Here is an 18,620-nt window from a genome sequence, read left to right as displayed (position 1 = left end):
GAGGTGGCTGATATGAAGGTTTATATTACATACGGGACAGCCGATTTTTTAAAGACGATTGCAAAGAAACACCCGAGTGAGAATATGGTGCTGATGCAAGGGGAGGAAAATGCGGTCTTAATTCATGAAACAAATGGAGAAACCGTTTTTCAGGCGCCCCATTCATATGAGAGCATCGACAGCGTCGGGGAAATCAAAAAGCCGGGCTACGCCGTCCTCAACAACATCGCCGTTACCCAGGAAGGCCGTCCGCTGTTTGAAAACCGGTTTAAAAACCGCGCCGGCAAAGTGGAAAATGAACCCGGTTTTCAAGCCATCCGCGTATTAAGGCCGCTCGAAGGCGATACGTATGTCATCCTGACCCTGTGGGAAGAAGAAAAAGCCTTTCAGGGCTGGCAGCAGTCAAACTCTTATCAGGAAGCTCATAAAAAACGCGGAACATCAGCCGGCATCGACACGACGTCCATTTTCTCACGCCCGTCTTATGTAACCGCTTATTACGCAATAGACTGAAAACCGCCGGAGATTCTCCGGCTTTTTTTATGTCCCGATTTTACGCTTCGTTCTTTGCACCTTCCGCCCGCCTATGAATACCCTGTAGCAATCCTATTTATAAACGGAGTGGTTCAATTGGGGATCGGCGTCTACTCGGTACATCTGCTTTATGTTGCTTTTATCGCGGCCATTATCGTTTTTATGCTTCTCAGAAAAGATACAACCTTTATTTCACTTGCCGGCATTTTTGTGATTGCGCTATGGACGACGCATTCATTCTCCGCTTCGGTCAGCAGCCTGTTTCACAGCTTCACGTATGCCGCCGGAGAATTGCTGCCGACAATTTTTATCATTTGTTTTATCGTGGCGATGAGCGGCCTTTTGACCGAAACCGGTATTAATGAAGCGATGATTTCTCCGTTTGCAAAGCTGATGAAAGGGCCGGCTGTCGCGTATTGGGTTATCGGCTGTCTGATGTTTGCCATCTCTCTTTTTTTCTGGCCGTCACCCGGGGTGGCGCTGATCGGCGCTGTGCTGCTTCCCGCAGCGATCCGGGCGGGCCTTTCTCCGATCGCCGCGGCAATGGCGATGAACCTGTTCGGCCACGGATTCGCTTTATCGGGGGATTACGTCATTCAGGCGGCCCCGAAATTAACGGCCGATGCCGCGGGCATTCCCGTGAGCGATGTCATGCAGGCAAGTATTCCGCTCGTTTTGATCATGGGGTTAACGACGACAATCACCGCTTTCTTCCTCATCATGCGGGATCGAAAAAAAACGAAGGCCCCCCTCTCCTTGGACAGCTCCGGTTCTTTGGACACAAGTATGTATCTGCCGAAAAAACTCAGGGTGATCCTGGCGGTTTTCATTCCGCTTGTTTTTCTCGCCGATATTATCTGCATGATCGTATACCGTCTGCAAGGAAACGATGCGACGGCACTCGTCGGAGGAACCGCGATCGGCATTCTCCTGATCATTCATTTCATTGTATATAAAGAGCGGCATTTAGAAAAGATCACCGAGTATTTTATCGGCGGTTTTCAATTCGGCTTTAAAGTATTCGGCCCCGTCATTCCGATCGCGGCCTTCTTTTATCTCGGTGACGCGGGGTTTAAAAGTATTTTGAACACCCCGCTGCCGAAAGGATCTGCGGGGATCGTCAATGACCTCGGATTGGCCCTGTCCCATTCTTTTCCGATGTCCGGAGAATTCGCCGGCATCGCCCTGGCCGCAGTCGGTGCGATTACCGGGCTCGACGGGTCAGGGTTTTCCGGTATATCTCTTGCAGGCTCGATGGCAAAGCTGTTTTCCGCCGCGCTTCATACGGACCCGGCCGTTTTAACGGCGCTGGGCCAGATTTCAGCGATCTGGGTCGGGGGCGGAACATTGGTCCCTTGGGCACTGATCCCCGCTGCGGCTATTTGTAAAGTTGACCCGTTTGAGCTTGCCAGAAAAAACTTTATCCCGGTTGCGGCCGGGCTAGTCGTCACAACGATCGCCGCCATCATCATTCTCCCGTAGCAAAAGGATTGAAATCTTCTGACATTTTCTATACAATCATGGGAAAAGCAGACGAGGGGGCATCGCTTTTGACGTTAACGACACTTCAAAAAAGCTTAAACGCTCAGCTTGACGGGCTATATGAGGAAATGGTTGAAATCAGGCGTCACCTTCACATGAATCCCGAGCCATCCTTTAAGGAGAAAAAAACACCGGCGTTCATCGCCTCATTTTATGAAAAGTTCGGCGTTCCCATCCGGACGAATGTCGGGGGCAACGGTGTCACAGCCTATATTGAAGGGAGTGAACCGGGACCGGTCGTGGCACTCAGAGCTGATTTTGACGCTTTGCCGATACAGGATGAAAAAGATGTGCCCTATGCTTCACAAATTCCCGGCGTCATGCACGCCTGCGGGCACGACGGCCATACGGCGGCTCTGCTTGCGGTCGGAAAAGTGCTGTACCGCAACCGGGAAAAACTGAAAGGGTCATTTGTGATGATCCACCAGCACGCCGAGGAATTATCTCCCGGCGGAGCAAAAGCAATGATTGAGGATGGCTGCCTCGAACATGTCGATGCCATTTTCGGCACACACCTATGGGCGACTGAACCCGTCGGAACGGTCTTATGCCGCCCGGGCCCAGTGATGGCCGCCGCTGACGGCTTTACGATTAAAGTCATCGGCAAAGGCGGCCACGGCGCGATTCCTCACGATACGAAGGACGCCGTTTTAATCGGCTCACAAATCGTCACGGCTCTTCAGCATATCGTCAGCCGGCGGGTAAATCCGGTGCAGCCGGCCGTCATCTCAGCCGGCTCGTTCATCGCTGAAAATCCGTTTAATGCGATTGCCGATCAGGCAGTCATATCAGGCACCGTCCGCTCGTTTGACGAAAGTGTGCGCAGCCTGCTCGAAGCAGAAATAGAAGCCGTCGTAAAAGGAATCTGTTCCATGCACTCCGCTTCCTATGAATATCGTTTCAAGCGCGGTTATCCCGCCGTCGTCAATCATCCTGAGGAAGCAGCGCACGCGGCGGCAGCCGCAGCGGAAACAGACGGCGTCACGAAGGTCATTGAAGGAGAGCCGCAGATGGCCGGAGAAGATTTTTCCTATTATCTGCAGCATACAAAAGGCGCATTTTTCTTTACGGGCGCCGCTTTAGAAAATGCGGAAACCATTTATCCTCATCATCATCCGAAATTTGATTTTAATGAAAAAGCGATGCTGACGGCCGCCAAGGTGCTTATCGGCGCCGCGGTGAGCTACCCCCGCTGACATAAAAAACAGCCGGTACATTACGTACCGGCTGCTGTGATTCTTAAATGAAAAACGTGTCTTGCCGTCTCACCGAGCTGTGACAGCAGTTTATAATTGGCCGCTCCGCCCACGGCGGCTCCGACGACCGGCAAAAGCTGAAACAACTTCACCACGTCCAGATAATCGCGGTATTCCTGCTGAAAAACTCTCCAATCGACATCATGCTTTTTCGAATCCCATTGTTCAATCATTGAGTATATGCGTTTCCGCTGTTCACCGCTTGAGAAAGCCAGCTGAAAAATAAACAGCAAAAACAATCGCTCATCCCTGTCTTTCACATCATAGCCGTAAATGGAGGCAAGATCGAACAGACATTTCATTTTAATGGATAACAGCAAAGGAAAATCAGCCATCCCTAAAAAAATTCCGCCGGCCCCCGTACCGATACCTTCAGCTGCCGCGACCTTTTGGTACGATACGATGGTTTGTCTGGCGAGGGCATCTTTTTCAGCAAGCGTCATACCGTGTGTATCCCGCTTGCTTTTCACCAGATTTGAACCCGCCATTGTTGCTTCGGTCATTTTTTTTATGCTTTCTGTGATAACGGCATGAATTTTATCGGGAATCCGCTCATTTATTTTCGCCTGCATTCCTTTAGAAAAACGTTCAAGTATAGAATCTTTGCGCAAAAAACGCGCTTTCCATTGCAGTGCTTCCTGTATCAGCTGCTGATCGTCGGTCATCTGTGTCTCCTTCTTTCATTGAGGTTTCAAAAACCCGATAGATTACAGCTTGCCGTACTTTTTCAATCTTCCGCCCATATACGAAGGCATGATCACAAAAATCAGAACGGCTGAAGCAATAGCCGCATACAGCGCCCCACTGACTCCAGCGGCATAGGCTGACGCTGCACAGAACAGCAGCGCCTGCACGGTTAATGCCGATTTCATCAGCGAAAAGAAACTTTGCAGCTTTGCTTTCTGATTGACCGGGTAAAGCTCCTGCAGAGAAAGATGATGAAAATGCCCGAACAGCGGCAGAAGCTGTATTCCCGTAATAAAGACGGTAAATACGGTTAACGCCGCCGTTATCCACGGATTTGCGGAAACGAGCATAATAATCAGGATAAAAATAATCGTGAGCCTGACCTGAATGCCAAGATAATCATTTGAACGCAGAAAGGCCCGCGCATACATATAGGAGAACGTTTTCCGCTGTTCAAACGGAATCATTCTGAGCAAAAAGTCGAGATACGCCCGGCGTTTTGCCTGTTTCTTTAGGTGAGGCACATCGGTAAACAGATTGGCGATTCTGTAAAACCGCTGCTTCCTTCTTAATTCATATTCAATATGGGCTTCCCATTTTAATGATTTATGTTTTGCGGCCGATGTGAAATACACATAAAGGCCGGCCATCACAATGTAGACGGCGGCAGCGTACACATAAAACGACTGTAAGACGAAGTATAAAAGCAGCATATTGCAGATAAAGCGTATGACCGCATCCATCATTTTCATGCTTCTGTCATTCATAAACGTCATCCGCCACTCCATGGCCTGATTCCACGCTTTTACCGCCAGCATCTGAATAAATACGGCGGCATACGACGCTAGCGACGCCCCCGGACTTACAGCGAAAAACAGGGGCATGCATACAACCGACAGGGCAATAAGCGGAAACAGCTGTGACAGATAGCTGTACTTAAATGAATGCTTAAAGTATGTCCCCATTTTCGGTTCAAGCGGCAGCAGAAACACGAGGTCCGCTTCCTTTAACAGCGTCCGGACGTATGAACCGGTCAGCACAAATGAAAAGAGCACCGCCATCACCCAAAATGACGGAAAATGAACGGGAATGTCTTTGACCCACCTGCTGTACCAGCTTGCCGCGCCGGCAATAAAAAAGATCAGCACAATGACGAGATGATCATTGAGCATATATTTCATATACATTCTGGTTTCCTTTATATGCTCTTCAAGCCGGGACTGCCAAATCGTAGACATATTATTCATGGCCGGCGTCTTCCTTCGTCAGTTCAATATACAAGTCATCAAGAGCTGCGTCTTCCATGCCGAACTGCTCTCTCAGTTCTTCCAGTGTGCCGCTTGCCCGCACTTCGCCGTTATGTAAAATAATGAAAGCGTCACAGTAGCGCTCTGCCGTAGCCAGGATATGCGTTGACATCAGCACGCTTGATCCGGCTTTTTTCGCGGCGTCCATCCGCTCCAGCAATGCATTGATCGCAAGCGGGTCAAGGCCGAGAAACGGCTCGTCAATGATATAAAGCGAAGGCTCCGCGAGAAACGCGCACATGATCATGACTTTCTGCTTCATCCCTTTGGAAAAGTGAGCGGGAAACCATTTCAGCCTTTTTTCCATTCTGAATTCTTTCAGAAGCGGAGGAAGCCTTTTTTCAAGCGTTTCTTTGGAAAGGCCGTACGCCATGGCCGTCAGCTCCAAATGCTCTTTGAGCGTCAGTTCTTCATACAGCACCGGCGTTTCTGGGATGTACGTAAATTGCGAGCGGTAGCTTTCCTTATCCTCCGAAAACGTCTTGCCGTTCAGCTCGATCGAGCCTTTATGCGGGTCCATTAATCCGATAATATGCCGGATCGTCGTGCTTTTGCCCGCGCCGTTTAATCCGATGAGTCCGACAATCTGGTTCGGCTCAAGGGTGAATGAAACATTTTTTAAGACCGGGTTTCTCGTATAACCGCCGGTTAAGTCTTTTACCGATAGCAGAGACATAATTTCTCCCCTTCTGATTCGTTTTTCTTCATAGTACCAAAAATAAAGTCTGATTTGAAACGATTCCCTTTTTTTCTCACGTGAAAAGTGTGCATAGTTATCGTTTTGGCGGACATCATAATGTATGTAGAAGGAAACAGCTTTAATCAACTGAAAATGAGGTGTTTATAAAAGACGTCTTAGAACAGTTGGATGAAAATCAACATGTCCTGTGCTTACAATTTCTTCACACACTGCTTTGATGATGTTCTTCATTCATGATGAAATAATCAAATGAGGTGTTTGTCCCAGGAATGATTAAGCAGACCCATAAGTCTTCATTTTAAAAACAAATGAGGTGCTTACAAAAGGCATATTCAATTTTCTGTGATAAAGCTCGTACTTCTGCATCAGGGTGAACGCGCAGTCGTTCATCCTGTTTTTTGTTTTGGCCGTTTTTGTGGTACGATGAGAATATACATATATTTCTTTTCAGGGAGGAAACCCATCTATGCACAAAGCGGACGATTGTATTTTCTGCAAAATCATTGCCGGTGACATTCCGTCTTCAAAAGTATACGAAAATGAACACGTCGTGGCGTTTCTTGATATCAGCCAGGTCACAAAAGGCCATACGCTCGTGATTCCGAAAACACATATCGAAAACGTGTACGAGTTTACGCCTGAGCTTTCTAAAGAATATTTTGAAGCGGTGCCGAAAATCGCACGCGCCATCCGTGATGAATTCGAGCCGATCGGGCTGAATATTCTCAATAACAACGGTGAAAAAGCGGGCCAATCGGTGTTCCATTTTCACATGCATATCATTCCGCGTTACGGAAAAGGCGACGGTTTCGGGGCTGTCTGGAAGACCCACGCCGATGACTATACGCCTGACGATCTTCAGGAGATCGCTTCAACCGTCAGAAAACGGCTTGCCTCATCTTAAAGATGAGGTTTTTTTGCGTTTGGAAACACAAAAAACATAAATTATATTTTTTATATCAAAAAAATCAAAAAATTGTGATAGGATAATTGTATTATTTCTTACACTAAAGCGGAAAACAGGGAGAGATCGTAAACATGGAACGTACAACGAATTTCAATGCAGGACCCGCAGCCCTTCCACTGGATGTGCTGCAAAAAGCACAAAAAGAATTTGTCAACTTCAATGATACCGGCATGTCCGTCATGGAGCTGTCCCACCGGAGCAAAGAATATGACGCGGTGCACCAAAAAGCCAAAAGCCTTCTGAAAGAACTGATGGATATTCCCGACGATTATGATATTTTATTTCTTCAAGGCGGCGCAAGCCTTCAATTCTCCATGCTGCCGATGAACTTTTTAACGCCGGAAAAAACGGCGCACTTCATCGTAACGGGCGCATGGTCTGAAAAAGCACTCGCCGAGGCGAAACTGTTCGGAAACACATCCGTCACGGCAACAAGCGCAGATTCAAACCACAACCACATACCGGAAGCGGACCTCTCAGGAATCAAAGACGGCGCCTACCTGCATATTACGTCCAACAACACGATTTTCGGAACGCAGTGGAAAGAGTTCCCGAATTCACCGATCCCGCTCGTAGCCGACATGTCAAGCGACATCCTGAGCAGAAAAATTGATGTCAAAACGTTTGATGTCATCTATGGCGGAGCCCAAAAAAACCTCGGGCCGTCCGGCGTCACGGTCGTCATCATGAAAAAATCATGGCTTGAAAACGAAAACGCCAACGTCCCTAAAATTTTGAAATACTCCACTCACACAAAAGCCGATTCACTGTATAATACGCCGCCTACATTTGCGATTTATATGCTGAGCCTCGTCCTTGAATGGCTGGCTGAAAACGGCGGTGTCGAAGCGGCTGAACGGCGCAATCAGGAAAAGGCCGATGTCCTGTACGGCACAATCGACGCAAGCGGCGGGTTTTACGCTGGGCATGCCGCAAAAGACAGCCGTTCTCACATGAACGTCACGTTCACCCTCCGCGACAGCAGTCTCACGAAAAAATTCGTTGAAGAAGCGAAAGCGGCTAAAATGACCGGACTCGGAGGCCACCGCTCAGTCGGAGGCTGCAGGGCGTCTATCTACAACGCCGTCAGCCTGGCTGATTGTGAAAAACTGGCTCAGTTTATGAGAAAGTTCCAGCAGGAAAACGAATAAATTTCTTCTAACATAACGGTTCCTTTGATATACTGTTTGCATATCAATTTTTCCGGCCATCGCAATAAATGACGAGCATATTATTGGATGGCGAAAAAGCTTAGCAGAGGAGAGCTTAGTATGAAAACAAAAGAATTAGTCATTATGGCCCTGTTTGCGGCAATCGGAGCGGTGCTTCATTCCATTATGCCGCCGGTATTATTCGGAATGAAACCCGATATGATGCTTGTGATGATGTTTATGGGTATTCTGTTATTCCCCCGTGTGCAGAACGTGCTGATGATTGGGATTGTAACGGGAATCATTTCCGCACTCACGACATCTTTTCCGGGCGGACAGCTTCCGAATATCATTGAAAAACCGGTAACGGCGTTTCTGTTTCTCGCGCTGGCGCTTTTGGTGAAGAAGAGCGTGAAAACAGCGGCCGCCGCCGTCATTACGATAGCCGGCACCTTCATCTCCGGTTTGCTCTTTTTGGCGCTGGCCCTTCTGATTGTCGGCCTGCCGGGCGGATTCACCGCATTGGTGCTCGCGGTCGTCCTTCCGGCGGCTGCGCTGAATACGATCGCCATTATCATTATGCATCCGATTGTGCAGACGATCTTAAAACGGTCCAATATGATTGAAACGGTGTAATAACCGCATACTGAAACCTCTTCCGGCCGGAAGAGGTTTTTTAATGTGTTTCAGCATGTTTTATACGAGAAGTTTTGTGAAAAAGATAAGGAACAATGCGAGGGCGGTTCCTGCTGAGCAGACAATGGCCTTTTGGCGGACGACCCGCTTCGGCGGATAAGAAGCGGCCTGGCCGAGCAGTTTCAGGTAATAAACGGCGCCCGCCGCAAAGACAAGAGCCATACAAGATAAAACAATCATAAAGACAGACAACCTTCTCCCTCCTTTTCCCTTAAAAAATATGCTAAAATAAAGCAAGCTATGTATAGAAGTTTATTCTTCTGAACAAAAATGATAAAAGTTATGAGAAAAAAAACGGGGTGATTTCAAATGGCTGACGGACGTTCCCTTTTAACAGGCCTTTTCGTAGGCGGATTGATCGGAGGCGCAGCGGTGTTACTCTCGGCTCCTTCATCCGGAAAAGAGCTGCGGGGCAAAATCAAAGCGAATTGCAATTCAATTGAGGACACAATCAAACGGTTAAAAAAAGACGGAATGGCGCTTAAGGATCAGCTTGTCCAAACGGCGAAAGAAAGCGCAGAAGTCATTAAAGACGTAGGCGGAGAGCTTCAGACCAGCATTAAAAGGTGGCAGGAGGAAATCAAGCCGCACCAGCAGGATCTCCAAAAGGAAATCGCTGATATCGAAGAGAAAATCAGACAGCTGGAGAAAACCTTACAAAACTAATATCCTATACAACCAAAAAAAGTGCGGACATATTGCGTTCCGCACTTTTTTTTGCGGTTTAAAGCCTTTCCCAGCAACGGATTAAGAATTTATTATAAAATTCTTAAATTTTCATCTTTATTAATCTTTATTTTATTGGCATAATAGAGGAAAAGAAAATGTGAAGCAGGTGATCTGTATTGAATCGTGTTGAACCGCCTTACGATCTAAAAGAAGCTTTAATCTATACCCAAAAAATGGCGCAGCTGTCCAAAGCGCTCTGGAAATCTATCGAGAAAGACTGGCAGAATTGGCTGAAGCCGTACGATCTTAATATTAATGAGCATCATATATTATGGATTGCCTATCAGCTTAAAGGAGCTTCTATTTCAGAAATCGCCAAATTCGGCGTTATGCACGTATCAACTGCATTTAACTTTTCAAAAAAGCTTGAAGAACGGGGATATCTGAAATTTTCCAAGCGGCTGAATGATAAACGGAACACGTACATTCAGTTAACAGAAGAAGGGGAAAATGTATTCGAAAGCCTGCTTGAGGAGTTTGATCCGTCGAGAAACGCTGTGTTTAAAGGCTCACAGCCAATCTACCACTTATTCGGGAAGTTTCCTGAGGTTGAAGAATTAACCTGTGTCATCCGCCACATTTACGGCGAAGATTTTATGGAGATATTCGAGAAATCATTGACAAACATAAACAATGATTTTGATAGTGAAGACGGAAGGCTGAAGAAAAAAACGGACGAATCGGCTGCCCATGAAACGGCTGAAGAGCTGGAACCGATCAACAGTTAATCAAAGTGCTTCATAATCTCAATAAATTCTTCCATCAGCGCTGTATAAAGCCCCTGCTCATACAGAGCAAAAATCGTTTCATGAACATCTAATTTTTCGTTCAGCTGTCCCGCAAAAAGCGCAAGGAGCTTGTCAAACGTCACAAAGCCTTGCGCTTTTTGCGACTCCAGCTCGTCCTCCAATTCGCGGCAGATCCGCCCGACCTCTTCTCCTTCTTCTTCGGTCAGCCCTTTTTCAATCATCATCGCATAAAAAGGGTACTTATCCATATCCACCGTTTTCACCAGCAATTGTATGTAATATTCTAAACGCCCGATACGCTGATCCATTGAATCCATCCGTTTCACTTCTTTCTATCTTTAATCTTATTTTAGCTGATAATGAATGGAGAAGAAAGGTTAAACCGTACATTTCCATGTTTCATTGAGCTCTTCTGTTCTTCTCTTTCCAGGTTTATTTTTTTCTTTAAAAAAGGATTGATTTTTTCTCCTGAAGAGAGTAAATTATTTTGAGATTGTACTCCATCTTTGTACGGAAGGATGACTCTGATGAATTGCTGGAAAACCATTAATCTGATCAAAGATTATGGTGCGGTTCGTTTATTATTGACTGCTGTAGGTTTTATGATCCTGTTTTTTATATGCAACTTCTTGGCATTCGGGCTGCTGCGTCCGAATATCAGTCTAAGTGACGGGCACGTGTTTGCTTTTTGTGTTCTGCTCGTTGTTACTTTATTTGTACATAAAGTCATACATGTCCTGCCGATGATCTGTAAAAAAAGAAAAAAGGAAATGAAAATGTACTTCTTGCGGATGCCGACATGGAAAGGCATACCGAAAACAACGATGCTGATTTCAACGATCAGCCCGTTTTTATTCATTACGCCGTTATTGTTTTATGCCGGACTGGCATTTCCGAGACACGCTCATTACTTTTATATGATTTCGAGCATTCATGCGGGGTATTGCCTGCCTGATCTTCTGTTTGCGCTCCATCTGGTCAAAGCGCCCAAATCATGTCTGATTGACCAGGAATCCGACGGTTTTGATATTTTAGTAAAAAAAGTGCCGGAGTCTTGATGTCCCGCTGATTTTTCAGGTTACATTCTATCTTTTTTAATAAATATTTGGTAATGTAATATGGGAGCAGTTCAGAGAGAGGGGGAATCTCCCATCATTTTATTCTATTTTATCGTGGCTGCCCTGTTTATTCTTTATTTCATAAACAGGCTCACAAATACATTATGCCTTGTCAGAGAGATTCCTGAAGACCGGCAGGATAAGGTATTCCGTTTTATTAATGTATCTATTTTAATTTTACTGATCTCTTCATTCGTCGAGATCTCCTTTACTGTGTAAACAGGCAAAAAAATATGGCTGACGGAGGTCTGACCCCCGACAGCCATATTTTTTTCTTAATAAAGCCAAGAAGCGCCGATGATGATCAATAAGATGAACAGAACAACCAATAATGCAAAACCGCCTGCAAATACTTCACCCATCTCCAAAAGCACCTCCTACAAAACGTTTTATTTTTCCAATTACATCATATGCAGTTTACTTCTGAAACGATTAGGCGCCCGGGTAAGAAAACGGACCGCTTTTAGAAAAAGCGATCCGTTTCGCTTAACAAATGTAAGCTGCACCTACGATGATAAGCAATATGAACAGTACTACGAGCAGTGCGAAACCGTTTGAATATCCTCCGCCCATGGTTCATTACCTCCTTTTCATGATCAATATATTTGTATGTATCAGGAAAAAGTTTGACTAGACGAATGCCCTTTATTTAAAATCTTTTTACAGAAAGCCACAATATGTTATGATACGCATATGCAATTTAATTTGGATGATTAGGAGTGTTTAATGGAATGAAGAAAATCGCGATAGCAGCTATTACGGCAACGAGCGTCCTGGCTCTCAGCGCTTGCAGCAGCGGCGACAACGACGTGATTGCCAAGACGGATGCCGGAAATGTAACAAAAGGCGAGCTCTACACGAACATGAAAAAAACCGCGGGCGCAAGTGTGCTGACACAGCTCGTACAAGAAAAAGTATTAGCAAAAAAATACAAAGTATCGGATAAAGAAATCGATAACAAGCTGAAAGAGTACAAAACGCAGCTCGGCGATCAGTACAGCGCCCTTAAACAGCAGTACGGCGAAGATTACCTGAAAGATCAGGTGAAGTATGAACTGCTTGCACAAAAAGCGGCGAAAGACAACATCAAAGTGACTGACTCCGATACGAAAGAATATTACGACGGCTTAAAAGGTAAAATCCGCGCGAGCCACATCCTTGTCGCTGACAAAAAGACAGCTGACGAAGTGGAGAAAAAGCTGAAAAAAGGCGAGAAGTTTGAAACGCTTGCGAAAGAATATTCAACTGACAGCTCAAAAGACAACGGCGGCGACCTTGGCTGGTTCGATAAAAAGTCAATGGATGAAACATTCAGCAAAGCTGCATTCGGCCTGAAAGTCGGACAAGTCAGCGATCCGGTCAAAACCAAATTCGGTTATCATATCATCAAAAAGACAGAAGAACGCGGCAAATATGATGACATGAAAAAAGAACTGAAAGAAGAAGTTCTTAAGCAGAAATTAAACGACAACTCAGCTGTACAGGCGGCAATTCAAAAAGTCATGAAAAAAGCTGACGTAAAAGTTGAAGACAAAGACTTAAAAGACACGTTTAACACTTCAACATCATCATCTTCTCAATCTAAATAAAAAAACTGTGCGGGCTCTCGGCGAGCCGCACAGTTTTTTTATGCGATCGAATGATTGGAGTTTTCTTCCGCATCCCCGTTTTCACCTGCGGGCGCCGCCATACGGCGCTCGCGTTCCTGTTCCATCCGTTCAATATACACCCTTCCTTCTTTTTCAATAAACGACTGGTCAAGCTTTTCCTCTTCTTTAGCTGTTGTAAAAAGCTTATAAGCGCTGAAAATAATTCCGATAATGCAAAGGTATACCCACCAAGGAAAAAATAGCACGTCGGTTTCCTCCCTTTTTCACCCAGAGTCTTTATTCTAAGCTATGCTTGATAAAGACAAGTTATGAGAGCTGAACGTAAAAAAGACCGATCATAGAGAATCGGCCTTTTTATCTTATTGATGAAAAGTCGGTTTGTAGAAAGAACGGTTTTCAAGCGCAAATACACGCTCTGTGTATTCGCCCGGCTTCACCCGTTCCAGCGCTCTGTCCATCATGATCATTTTTGCATCCAGATTGTCAATGTAGTGCAGAATTTCCGCTTCTTTCACCATCGGCGGTTTCGGGCTTCCCCATTCCGCTTTTCCGTGATGGCTTAAAATCAAATGCTTCAGAATCAGCACTTCTTCAGCGTCAATCTGAAGCTCTTCGGCTGCTTTTGAAAGCTCTGTCACCATGATCGAAATGTGCCCGAGCAGATTCCCTTCCACGGTGTACGTTGTGGAGACGGGGCCTGAAAGCTCTTTTACTTTGCCGAGATCATGCAGAATGACTCCGGCATACAGTAAATCCCGGTCAAGAGACGGATACAGATCGGCAATCGCTTTTGCCAGGTTCAGCATGGACACTACATGATACGCGAGCCCGGAGACGAACTCATGGTGGTTTTTAGCCGCAGCCGGGTAATCCATAAACTCAGCCGCATATTTTTTGACCAGATGTCTCGTGATCCGCTGGATGTTTGGGTTTTTCATTTCAAAAATGTATTGAGTGACGGTTTCCATCATTTCATTTTTCGGAATCGGCGCCGTTTCCAGAAAATCATCAATGCTGACATTTTCGTTCTCGCCGGCCGGCCGGATGTTTCTCAGCTTAAGCTGGTTTCGTCCGCGATAGTGATGGACATCTCCGATCACCTTCACGATCGTCTGCGCCGCGTACGTTACTTCATCAGTCGGCTTGGCATCCCACAGCTTCGCTTCGATATCTCCCGATTGGTCCTGCAGCATTAACGTCAGGAATGGTTTTCCGTTGCTAGCGATTCCCTTAGTCGAAGATTTAATCAGAAAGTATTGATCGACCTGCTCGCCGACCTCGTGCAGCATAATACCTTTTGCCATTCTATTAAAAGCTCCCTCCATATCTTACATAATACCAGTATAGCACATACCTCTTTTTTGAAAATAAACTCTTTTATGACAGGAGCCGCATGACTTGTCCGCTGTGAAAAGACCGGCTGACATGCTCATGGCAGGTGAAATAAAGTATCTGCCGCCCGCCTTCTGAAAGCTGATTCAGCACATCAAACAGCCGCTGCAGCCGCTGCCTGTCAAAATGGACAAAACTGTCATCAAGTAAAAACGGCAGTGATACCGCAGATTCCCTCTCTGACGCAAGGGCAAAACGAATCGCCGCATAAAGCTGCTCGCATGCCGCCTGTGAGAGTTCGCCTGCAGAAAACACCGTTCCGTCTTTCCGCATGACCATAATGGAATCATCAGCCTCGGAGAAATACAATTTGTGGTAGCGTCCGTCCGTAAGCGGTCCGTATAATGCGCCGGCGGTTTCTAACAGACGGGGAAGCGTCACTTTTTTATGCCGCTCCATTTTTTCCCTTATAATGTGTCTGACCGTCTGTAATGCAGCCCACTCTTTAGCGGTTTTTTTCACGCGCTCCTTCTGCATTTCTGTCTGCTGTTTTAAATCGGATACAAGCCCCGAGGACTCCAGCTGCTCTTGCTTCACCGTTAATAAAGCGGTTTGCTCACGGAGCTGGGCGCTTTTTTCCTCAAGCGTTTTTTTCTCTGTTTCCTTCTGAACGACTGTATGTTCAAGTTCGGACACTGTGCGGCTCATGTACGGCTCCAGCTGTTTTCCGCCTATGCCGGACAAGTGCGTTTTGATTTCGCGCAACTGCCGCTCTGTTTCCCGGCGGCTTTCATTCAGCCTGGCGAGTTCACAAAAGTGTTCGCGGTTTTTTGCGCCTGCCGCCATGAAAAGCTGTTTGACCTGCTGTTCGTAGTAATGAACTTCTTCGTTTAATTCACGCATTTGCTCTTGTGCATGCAGCAGATCCGTTTCGAGCGCCTGTTTTCGTTTTGCTTCCTCACGGGCCCGTTCCGCCTGAGCCAGCAAAACGTGCAGTCTTTCTTTTACGGACAGCTCCCTTCCGTCTGAAGGAATCAGCTTTTTGACCCGGTCCTCAAATGCTCTTTGCAGCTTTTGCAGCCTGCCCGCTTCAATGGTCAGCTCATGCTTGTTAAGGATTTCTTTTTTGACATCTTTCATCACATGATATGCGTCAAGAAGATGGGCAGGACTTCCTGAAAACCCCAGTTCATTCATAAAAAGTTCCGCCTGTTTTTCAGACGGCGCCATTTCGGCCTCCCATTCTTCATATTGGCGGATGACCCTTTCATATGCCGCTTCTTTCTGTTCGAGCACGGCTTGATCCGCAATCAGCTGCTGCCGGTGCCGGCCGTCACGCCAAAGCTCTTCCTGCAGAAGATCAGCCGCTTCTTTGGAGATCGCCGGCTTCTTTTTCTTGTGTCCGAGCCCTCCTCTTTCTGACGGCAGCGGTTTTTGCATGCCGGACAGCATATACAGCAGCAGAGCACCGGTAAAAAGGGCGGCAGGCAGCCATTCCTTTAACATAGCGAAAATCGCAATGAACAGAATGCCCGCACCGAGAAAGAGCTTTTTTTGTTTGGCGCGCTGTTTTTCCAGATGCTGAACATGTGCCTGCCATTCGTTTCCTTCTGTATCAGCCGTTTGCTTATATGATTGTAAAGCGGCTTCTTTTTCTTTCCTGACAGCGGGGTCCAAAATGTTTTCCGCCGTCACGGCATGTTTTCGTTCGGCTTCTTCCAGCTCCAGCCGCGCTTGTTCGAAAATCGCATCAAGCTGTGTCTTTCTTTCTCTTGCCTGTCCGGCGCTCTGCACGGCTTCCTGCAGCCGCCATTCATATTCATAATCGGTGTTCAGTGAAAGAATGCCGTCTTCCTCATGTCTTCCGAGCTGCTGCAATCCTGACGAAACGCGGGCAGATGTCTGCCGTATCTGTGATTGGATGGCGGCAAGCTGTTCGCCGCGCGATTCATACATATGCTGCTCGCCGGAAAGCTCCTGCAGCTGCCGCTCTTTTTGCAGCAAGACCTCATTTGGAGCGAGCAGCTCAGCCTGCCGTCTGAGTTCAGCCGCTTTTGCCCGAAGCCCCTCAAGACGGGCCGCTTTCGGATGGAGATGCGATTCGTATTTTTCAAGCTGATGCATTCCGTCCTTCGGGAATTGCTTCAATGCTTCCGGATAAGAAGAAAGTTCGCTTTCCAAGGCTGTTTTTTTGTCTGCGAGCGGCTTTGCTTCTATCGCCGATTTTACTGTTTTGATTTCTTCAGTTATGTCTTTCAATCGTGCTTCGGCATCCTGCAAACGGCCGCCGGCGCTTTTTTTCTCTTCCAGAAGGCTGTGATAGCCCGCTTCCGCAGCTTCCGCCTGTTTCAGCTGGGCGCTGAGCCGCTTTAATGTATCCAACTCCTGATTTAAGCGGGGGTTCCGCCCGTTCGGCTTATACATCCTGTCAAGTTCTTTTGCCAGTCGCCCGTCAAGCTTTGCCGCCGCTTCCGACCCGAATAAGCTCGAATACAGGAGAAACTCGCCGATTTTGTCCCGGTTAAAAGCTTGAATCTCCTGCAGTCCGAATACATCGAACGAATAGATCGCTTCGTACAGCGCCCGGTCTGTATCGGAGAGAAGCTGTTTGAGCCATTCTCCGTCCTTGATTTCGCCTGAAGCCGTATACACTCTGACTTTTTCGGCAGCGCCTTTTGTCCGTTCGATTTTGACGGCACCGTGATCGCCATGCTTCAATTCCACAGTGCCGCCGTAAACCCCGCCGTTTTTCGGTTCGTATTTTTTTGATTTCGGAAAACCGAACAGCACGCTTTTGATGAAGGACATCAATGTCGTTTTCCCCGCTTCATTTAATCCGTAGATCACTTGCACGGGAGAATCTGACAGCTGAAAACTTCGGTCAGAAAATTTTCCATATTGGTAAATATGCATCGCCGTTATTTTCATCGCTGAAGCTCCTTCATTTGGCGTCTTAAAACGGCTTGAGCCTGCCGCTTAATATCCAGTATCTCTTCATCTGTAAATGAAGCCATCTGACGCCGGTATACGGGATGACGCTCAAGGGCTTCAAATACACCGCTCATGTCCGCGCATTGTTCTATGTCCTGAAGCAGCCCTTTAAAAAACGGATCGGGCGGCACGCTGGCTGTTTCGTCCGTCCGATCCTCAAGCGCAAGCGGCCAGACGAAACATTCCTCTTCGGCCTCTTCCTCCTGTAAAGCGGAAAGAAGCTCCTCCGCGATGCCTGCGGGCGCCTCCGTCCAAAAGCGGGGCGCCGCGCCGCGAAGCACCAGCCTGACACATGCCGGGCGGCCCGCCGCGCGCAAGCCGGAGAATGTATCCGATGCGGTTTTCAGAAGTGAAGTCATATGTTCAGCTCCGGAGATATCAAGATCAATTTCCTCCCATAACACATCATGCGCTTCTTTGAATTCCCAAGACATCTCACCGTTTGCCGCCCGGACGAGATAATATCCCTTAGGTCCGGTTTCTTTTAAATGCCGGGCTTGAATATTCCCGGGGTAAATGGCGGCGGGATGCCGGGCGGACAGAACCTGCCGTTTATGAATGTGTCCGAGCGCCCAGTAATCCATGCCGCTTTTTTCAAGGTCTTCTTTCGTAAACGGGCAGTACGGGTCATGCCCTTCCGCTCCTGATAACATGCCGTGGAGCATGCCGATATGATAAGGCGCGCAGGTCATTTTCCGGTAACGGGCCGCCTGATTGACCGTTACGCTTCTTTCCTGATAGCTGCATCCGTATATGCTTGCCGCAAGCTCTCCGTTTTTAAAGAAAGATTTTTCCTCCGGTGTATCCGAGGTGAAGATATGTACATTTTCCGGCCATTCAATCGGCGTCCACTTACCTCCCAAATGATCATGGTTGCCGAATATGACGAACACTTGGATATCCGCTCCCTGTAATCTCGCAAACTGTTTTCTCAAAAACAGCTGGGCTTTTAAACTTCTGTTGGCTTCGTCAAACAGATCCCCAGAAAGCAGCACGAAATCTGCCTGCTCCCGGAGTGCCCCGTCCGTCAGTCGGCGGACGCTGTGAAATGTGCTTTCTTTAATACGCGCATATACCGGTTCAGGCAGATTCGAAATGCCGTAAAACGGGCTGTCCAGATGCAGGTCAGCGGCATGAATAAACGTCAGATCAGCCATCTCGCCCTCCCCTTTCTGCAAATTGAATTACCCTTATTTTAGCACCGTTTTTATACGAATGCACGTTCTGCAAAATAAAAAAACAGCCCGGCTG

General features: G+C 47.1%; 22 protein-coding genes. 11 read left to right on the top strand and 11 right to left on the bottom strand.

The genetic code is table 11. From position 1 onward, the window contains the following. Window positions 1–12: 12 nt before the first annotated feature. The 3 genes from hmoB (at window position 13) to SB847_RS00770 (ending at window position 3,272) form a co-directional block, all read left to right on the top strand. Complete coding sequence (gene hmoB, locus SB847_RS00780; RefSeq protein WP_007610409.1) at window positions 13–513, top strand: heme-degrading oxygenase HmoB; 501 nt, start codon at window positions 13–15, stop codon at window positions 511–513. A gap of 117 nt (window positions 514–630) precedes the next feature. Beyond that, window positions 631–2,016: a hypothetical protein gene (locus SB847_RS00775; protein WP_038457495.1), complete on the top strand. Its 1,386-nt coding sequence runs from the start codon at window positions 631–633 to the stop codon at window positions 2,014–2,016. Window positions 2,017–2,084: 68 nt separating this feature from the next. Next, on the top strand, window positions 2,085–3,272 hold the full coding sequence (locus SB847_RS00770) for a M20 family metallopeptidase (protein WP_410577228.1): 1,188 nt from the start codon (window positions 2,085–2,087) through the stop codon (window positions 3,270–3,272). 20 nt (window positions 3,273–3,292) lie between these two features. On the opposite strand, the gene SB847_RS00765 is transcribed toward SB847_RS00770, so the two are convergent. From SB847_RS00765 to SB847_RS00755, 3 genes are read right to left on the bottom strand one after another with little or no spacing between them, the layout of a single operon-like run. After that, the gene (locus tag SB847_RS00765) at window positions 3,293–3,997 is read right to left on the bottom strand and encodes an EcsC family protein (RefSeq protein ID WP_410562963.1); all 705 of its coding nucleotides are present in this window, start codon (window positions 3,995–3,997) and stop codon (window positions 3,293–3,295) included. Between the two features lie 42 nt (window positions 3,998–4,039). After that, window positions 4,040–5,266 carry an ABC transporter permease gene (locus SB847_RS00760; RefSeq protein WP_410562966.1) on the bottom strand — a complete coding sequence of 409 codons (1,227 nt, stop codon included), beginning with the start codon at window positions 5,264–5,266 and terminating at the stop codon, window positions 4,040–4,042. Beyond that, entirely contained in the window at window positions 5,259–6,002 is a 744-nt protein-coding gene (locus tag SB847_RS00755; RefSeq protein WP_025284506.1) for an ABC transporter ATP-binding protein, read from the bottom strand. The genes SB847_RS00760 and SB847_RS00755 overlap by 8 nt, the downstream gene beginning before the upstream one ends. A gap of 490 nt (window positions 6,003–6,492) precedes the next feature. Here SB847_RS00755 and SB847_RS00750 point away from each other — a divergent pair, with 490 nt between their 5' ends. The 3 genes from SB847_RS00750 (at window position 6,493) to SB847_RS00740 (ending at window position 8,780) form a co-directional block, all read left to right on the top strand. Continuing rightward, window positions 6,493–6,930, top strand: a complete 438-nt coding sequence (locus SB847_RS00750) for an HIT family protein (RefSeq protein WP_045207064.1) — start codon at window positions 6,493–6,495, stop codon at window positions 6,928–6,930. 134 nt (window positions 6,931–7,064) lie between these two features. Continuing rightward, window positions 7,065–8,144 (top strand): 3-phosphoserine/phosphohydroxythreonine transaminase, encoded by a 1,080-nt coding sequence (serC, locus tag SB847_RS00745; protein ID WP_044802753.1) that lies wholly within the window; start codon window positions 7,065–7,067, stop codon window positions 8,142–8,144. A 120-nt stretch (window positions 8,145–8,264) separates the two neighbouring features. Beyond that, the gene (locus tag SB847_RS00740) at window positions 8,265–8,780 is read left to right on the top strand and encodes a tryptophan transporter (protein ID WP_029325969.1); all 516 of its coding nucleotides are present in this window, start codon (window positions 8,265–8,267) and stop codon (window positions 8,778–8,780) included. Between the two features lie 60 nt (window positions 8,781–8,840). Here the strand turns inward: SB847_RS00740 and yhzF are convergent, their stop codons facing one another. Next, window positions 8,841–9,032: a membrane protein YhzF gene (gene yhzF, locus SB847_RS00735; RefSeq protein ID WP_007409223.1), complete on the bottom strand. Its 192-nt coding sequence runs from the start codon at window positions 9,030–9,032 to the stop codon at window positions 8,841–8,843. 117 nt (window positions 9,033–9,149) lie between these two features. On the opposite strand from yhzF, the gene SB847_RS00730 reads away from it, so the two are divergent. Continuing rightward, window positions 9,150–9,506: a YtxH domain-containing protein gene (locus SB847_RS00730; protein WP_007409224.1), complete on the top strand. Its 357-nt coding sequence runs from the start codon at window positions 9,150–9,152 to the stop codon at window positions 9,504–9,506. 179 nt (window positions 9,507–9,685) lie between these two features. After that, window positions 9,686–10,297 (top strand): HTH-type transcriptional regulator Hpr, encoded by a 612-nt coding sequence (locus SB847_RS00725; protein ID WP_007610395.1) that lies wholly within the window; start codon window positions 9,686–9,688, stop codon window positions 10,295–10,297. Here the strand turns inward: SB847_RS00725 and SB847_RS00720 are convergent. Beyond that, window positions 10,294–10,635, bottom strand: a complete 342-nt coding sequence (locus tag SB847_RS00720) for a YhaI family protein (RefSeq protein WP_003155243.1) — start codon at window positions 10,633–10,635, stop codon at window positions 10,294–10,296. The genes SB847_RS00725 and SB847_RS00720 overlap by 4 nt on opposite strands. Before the next feature lie 210 nt (window positions 10,636–10,845). Here SB847_RS00720 and SB847_RS00715 point away from each other — a divergent pair, with 210 nt between their 5' ends. Next, window positions 10,846–11,376 carry a DUF3267 domain-containing protein gene (locus tag SB847_RS00715; protein WP_007409225.1) on the top strand — a complete coding sequence of 177 codons (531 nt, stop codon included), beginning with the start codon at window positions 10,846–10,848 and terminating at the stop codon, window positions 11,374–11,376. Window positions 11,377–11,436: 60 nt separating this feature from the next. Next, the gene (locus SB847_RS00710; protein WP_003155245.1) at window positions 11,437–11,655 is read left to right on the top strand and encodes a hypothetical protein; all 219 of its coding nucleotides are present in this window, start codon (window positions 11,437–11,439) and stop codon (window positions 11,653–11,655) included. Between the two features lie 56 nt (window positions 11,656–11,711). Here SB847_RS00710 and yhzE2 read toward each other — a convergent pair whose 3' ends face one another. Then, window positions 11,712–11,798: a sporulation protein YhzE2 gene (yhzE2, locus tag SB847_RS00705; protein ID WP_003155248.1), complete on the bottom strand. Its 87-nt coding sequence runs from the start codon at window positions 11,796–11,798 to the stop codon at window positions 11,712–11,714. A gap of 124 nt (window positions 11,799–11,922) precedes the next feature. Then, on the bottom strand, window positions 11,923–12,009 hold the full coding sequence (gene yhzE1, locus SB847_RS00700) for a sporulation protein YhzE1 (protein WP_017417375.1): 87 nt from the start codon (window positions 12,007–12,009) through the stop codon (window positions 11,923–11,925). A 158-nt stretch (window positions 12,010–12,167) separates the two neighbouring features. Here yhzE1 and SB847_RS00695 point away from each other — a divergent pair, with 158 nt between their 5' ends. Next, on the top strand, window positions 12,168–13,025 hold the full coding sequence (locus tag SB847_RS00695) for a peptidylprolyl isomerase (RefSeq protein WP_032874331.1): 858 nt from the start codon (window positions 12,168–12,170) through the stop codon (window positions 13,023–13,025). A gap of 38 nt (window positions 13,026–13,063) precedes the next feature. On the opposite strand, the gene SB847_RS00690 is transcribed toward SB847_RS00695, so the two are convergent. From SB847_RS00690 to SB847_RS00675, 4 genes are all read right to left on the bottom strand, one after another. Continuing rightward, window positions 13,064–13,291, bottom strand: coding sequence for a sporulation YhaL family protein (locus tag SB847_RS00690; protein WP_032874329.1), 228 nt, complete (start codon window positions 13,289–13,291; stop codon window positions 13,064–13,066). 114 nt (window positions 13,292–13,405) lie between these two features. After that, a complete protein-coding gene (yhaM, locus tag SB847_RS00685) occupies window positions 13,406–14,350 on the bottom strand; it encodes a 3'-5' exoribonuclease YhaM (RefSeq protein WP_003155251.1) in 945 nt (314 codons plus the stop codon). A gap of 73 nt (window positions 14,351–14,423) precedes the next feature. Further along, window positions 14,424–17,306, bottom strand: a complete 2,883-nt coding sequence (locus SB847_RS00680) for an ATP-binding protein (RefSeq protein WP_410577225.1) — start codon at window positions 17,304–17,306, stop codon at window positions 14,424–14,426. Further along, the gene (locus SB847_RS00675; protein WP_410577223.1) at window positions 17,303–18,526 is read right to left on the bottom strand and encodes a metallophosphoesterase family protein; all 1,224 of its coding nucleotides are present in this window, start codon (window positions 18,524–18,526) and stop codon (window positions 17,303–17,305) included. Before SB847_RS00675 ends, SB847_RS00680 begins: the two co-directional genes overlap by 4 nt. Between the last annotated feature and the right edge of the window lie 94 nt (window positions 18,527–18,620).

Origin of the sequence: Bacillus sp. SIMBA_026 (assembly GCF_046535335.1) — a bacterium.
Lineage (GTDB): Bacteria > Bacillota > Bacilli > Bacillales > Bacillaceae > Bacillus > Bacillus velezensis.
This window is presented reverse-complemented; position numbering and strand designations above follow the sequence as displayed.

What these genes read in the sequence shown, in the direction of transcription:
- SB847_RS00755 (WP_025284506.1), bottom strand. Translation starts at nt 6,002, where the DNA reads ATGTCTCTGCTATCGGTAAAAGACTTAACCGGCGGTTATACGAGAAAC.
- SB847_RS00760 (WP_410562966.1), bottom strand. Translation starts at nt 5,266, where the DNA reads ATGAATAATATGTCTACGATTTGGCAGTCCCGGCTTGAAGAGCATATA.
- SB847_RS00765 (WP_410562963.1), bottom strand. Translation starts at nt 3,997, where the DNA reads ATGACCGACGATCAGCAGCTGATACAGGAAGCACTGCAATGGAAAGCG.
- SB847_RS00710 (WP_003155245.1), top strand. Translation starts at nt 11,437, where the DNA reads ATGGGAGCAGTTCAGAGAGAGGGGGAATCTCCCATCATTTTATTCTAT.
- SB847_RS00675 (WP_410577223.1), bottom strand. Translation starts at nt 18,526, where the DNA reads ATGGCTGATCTGACGTTTATTCATGCCGCTGACCTGCATCTGGACAGC.
- yhzE1 (WP_017417375.1), bottom strand. Translation starts at nt 12,009, where the DNA reads ATGGGCGGAGGATATTCAAACGGTTTCGCACTGCTCGTAGTACTGTTC.
- yhzE2 (WP_003155248.1), bottom strand. Translation starts at nt 11,798, where the DNA reads ATGGGTGAAGTATTTGCAGGCGGTTTTGCATTATTGGTTGTTCTGTTC.
- SB847_RS00720 (WP_003155243.1), bottom strand. Translation starts at nt 10,635, where the DNA reads ATGGATTCAATGGATCAGCGTATCGGGCGTTTAGAATATTACATACAA.
- SB847_RS00680 (WP_410577225.1), bottom strand. Translation starts at nt 17,306, where the DNA reads ATGAAAATAACGGCGATGCATATTTACCAATATGGAAAATTTTCTGAC.
- SB847_RS00750 (WP_045207064.1), top strand. Translation starts at nt 6,493, where the DNA reads ATGCACAAAGCGGACGATTGTATTTTCTGCAAAATCATTGCCGGTGAC.
- yhaM (WP_003155251.1), bottom strand. Translation starts at nt 14,350, where the DNA reads ATGGCAAAAGGTATTATGCTGCACGAGGTCGGCGAGCAGGTCGATCAA.
- SB847_RS00740 (WP_029325969.1), top strand. Translation starts at nt 8,265, where the DNA reads ATGAAAACAAAAGAATTAGTCATTATGGCCCTGTTTGCGGCAATCGGA.
- SB847_RS00730 (WP_007409224.1), top strand. Translation starts at nt 9,150, where the DNA reads ATGGCTGACGGACGTTCCCTTTTAACAGGCCTTTTCGTAGGCGGATTG.
- SB847_RS00695 (WP_032874331.1), top strand. Translation starts at nt 12,168, where the DNA reads ATGAAGAAAATCGCGATAGCAGCTATTACGGCAACGAGCGTCCTGGCT.
- serC (WP_044802753.1), top strand. Translation starts at nt 7,065, where the DNA reads ATGGAACGTACAACGAATTTCAATGCAGGACCCGCAGCCCTTCCACTG.
- SB847_RS00715 (WP_007409225.1), top strand. Translation starts at nt 10,846, where the DNA reads ATGAATTGCTGGAAAACCATTAATCTGATCAAAGATTATGGTGCGGTT.
- hmoB (WP_007610409.1), top strand. Translation starts at nt 13, where the DNA reads ATGAAGGTTTATATTACATACGGGACAGCCGATTTTTTAAAGACGATT.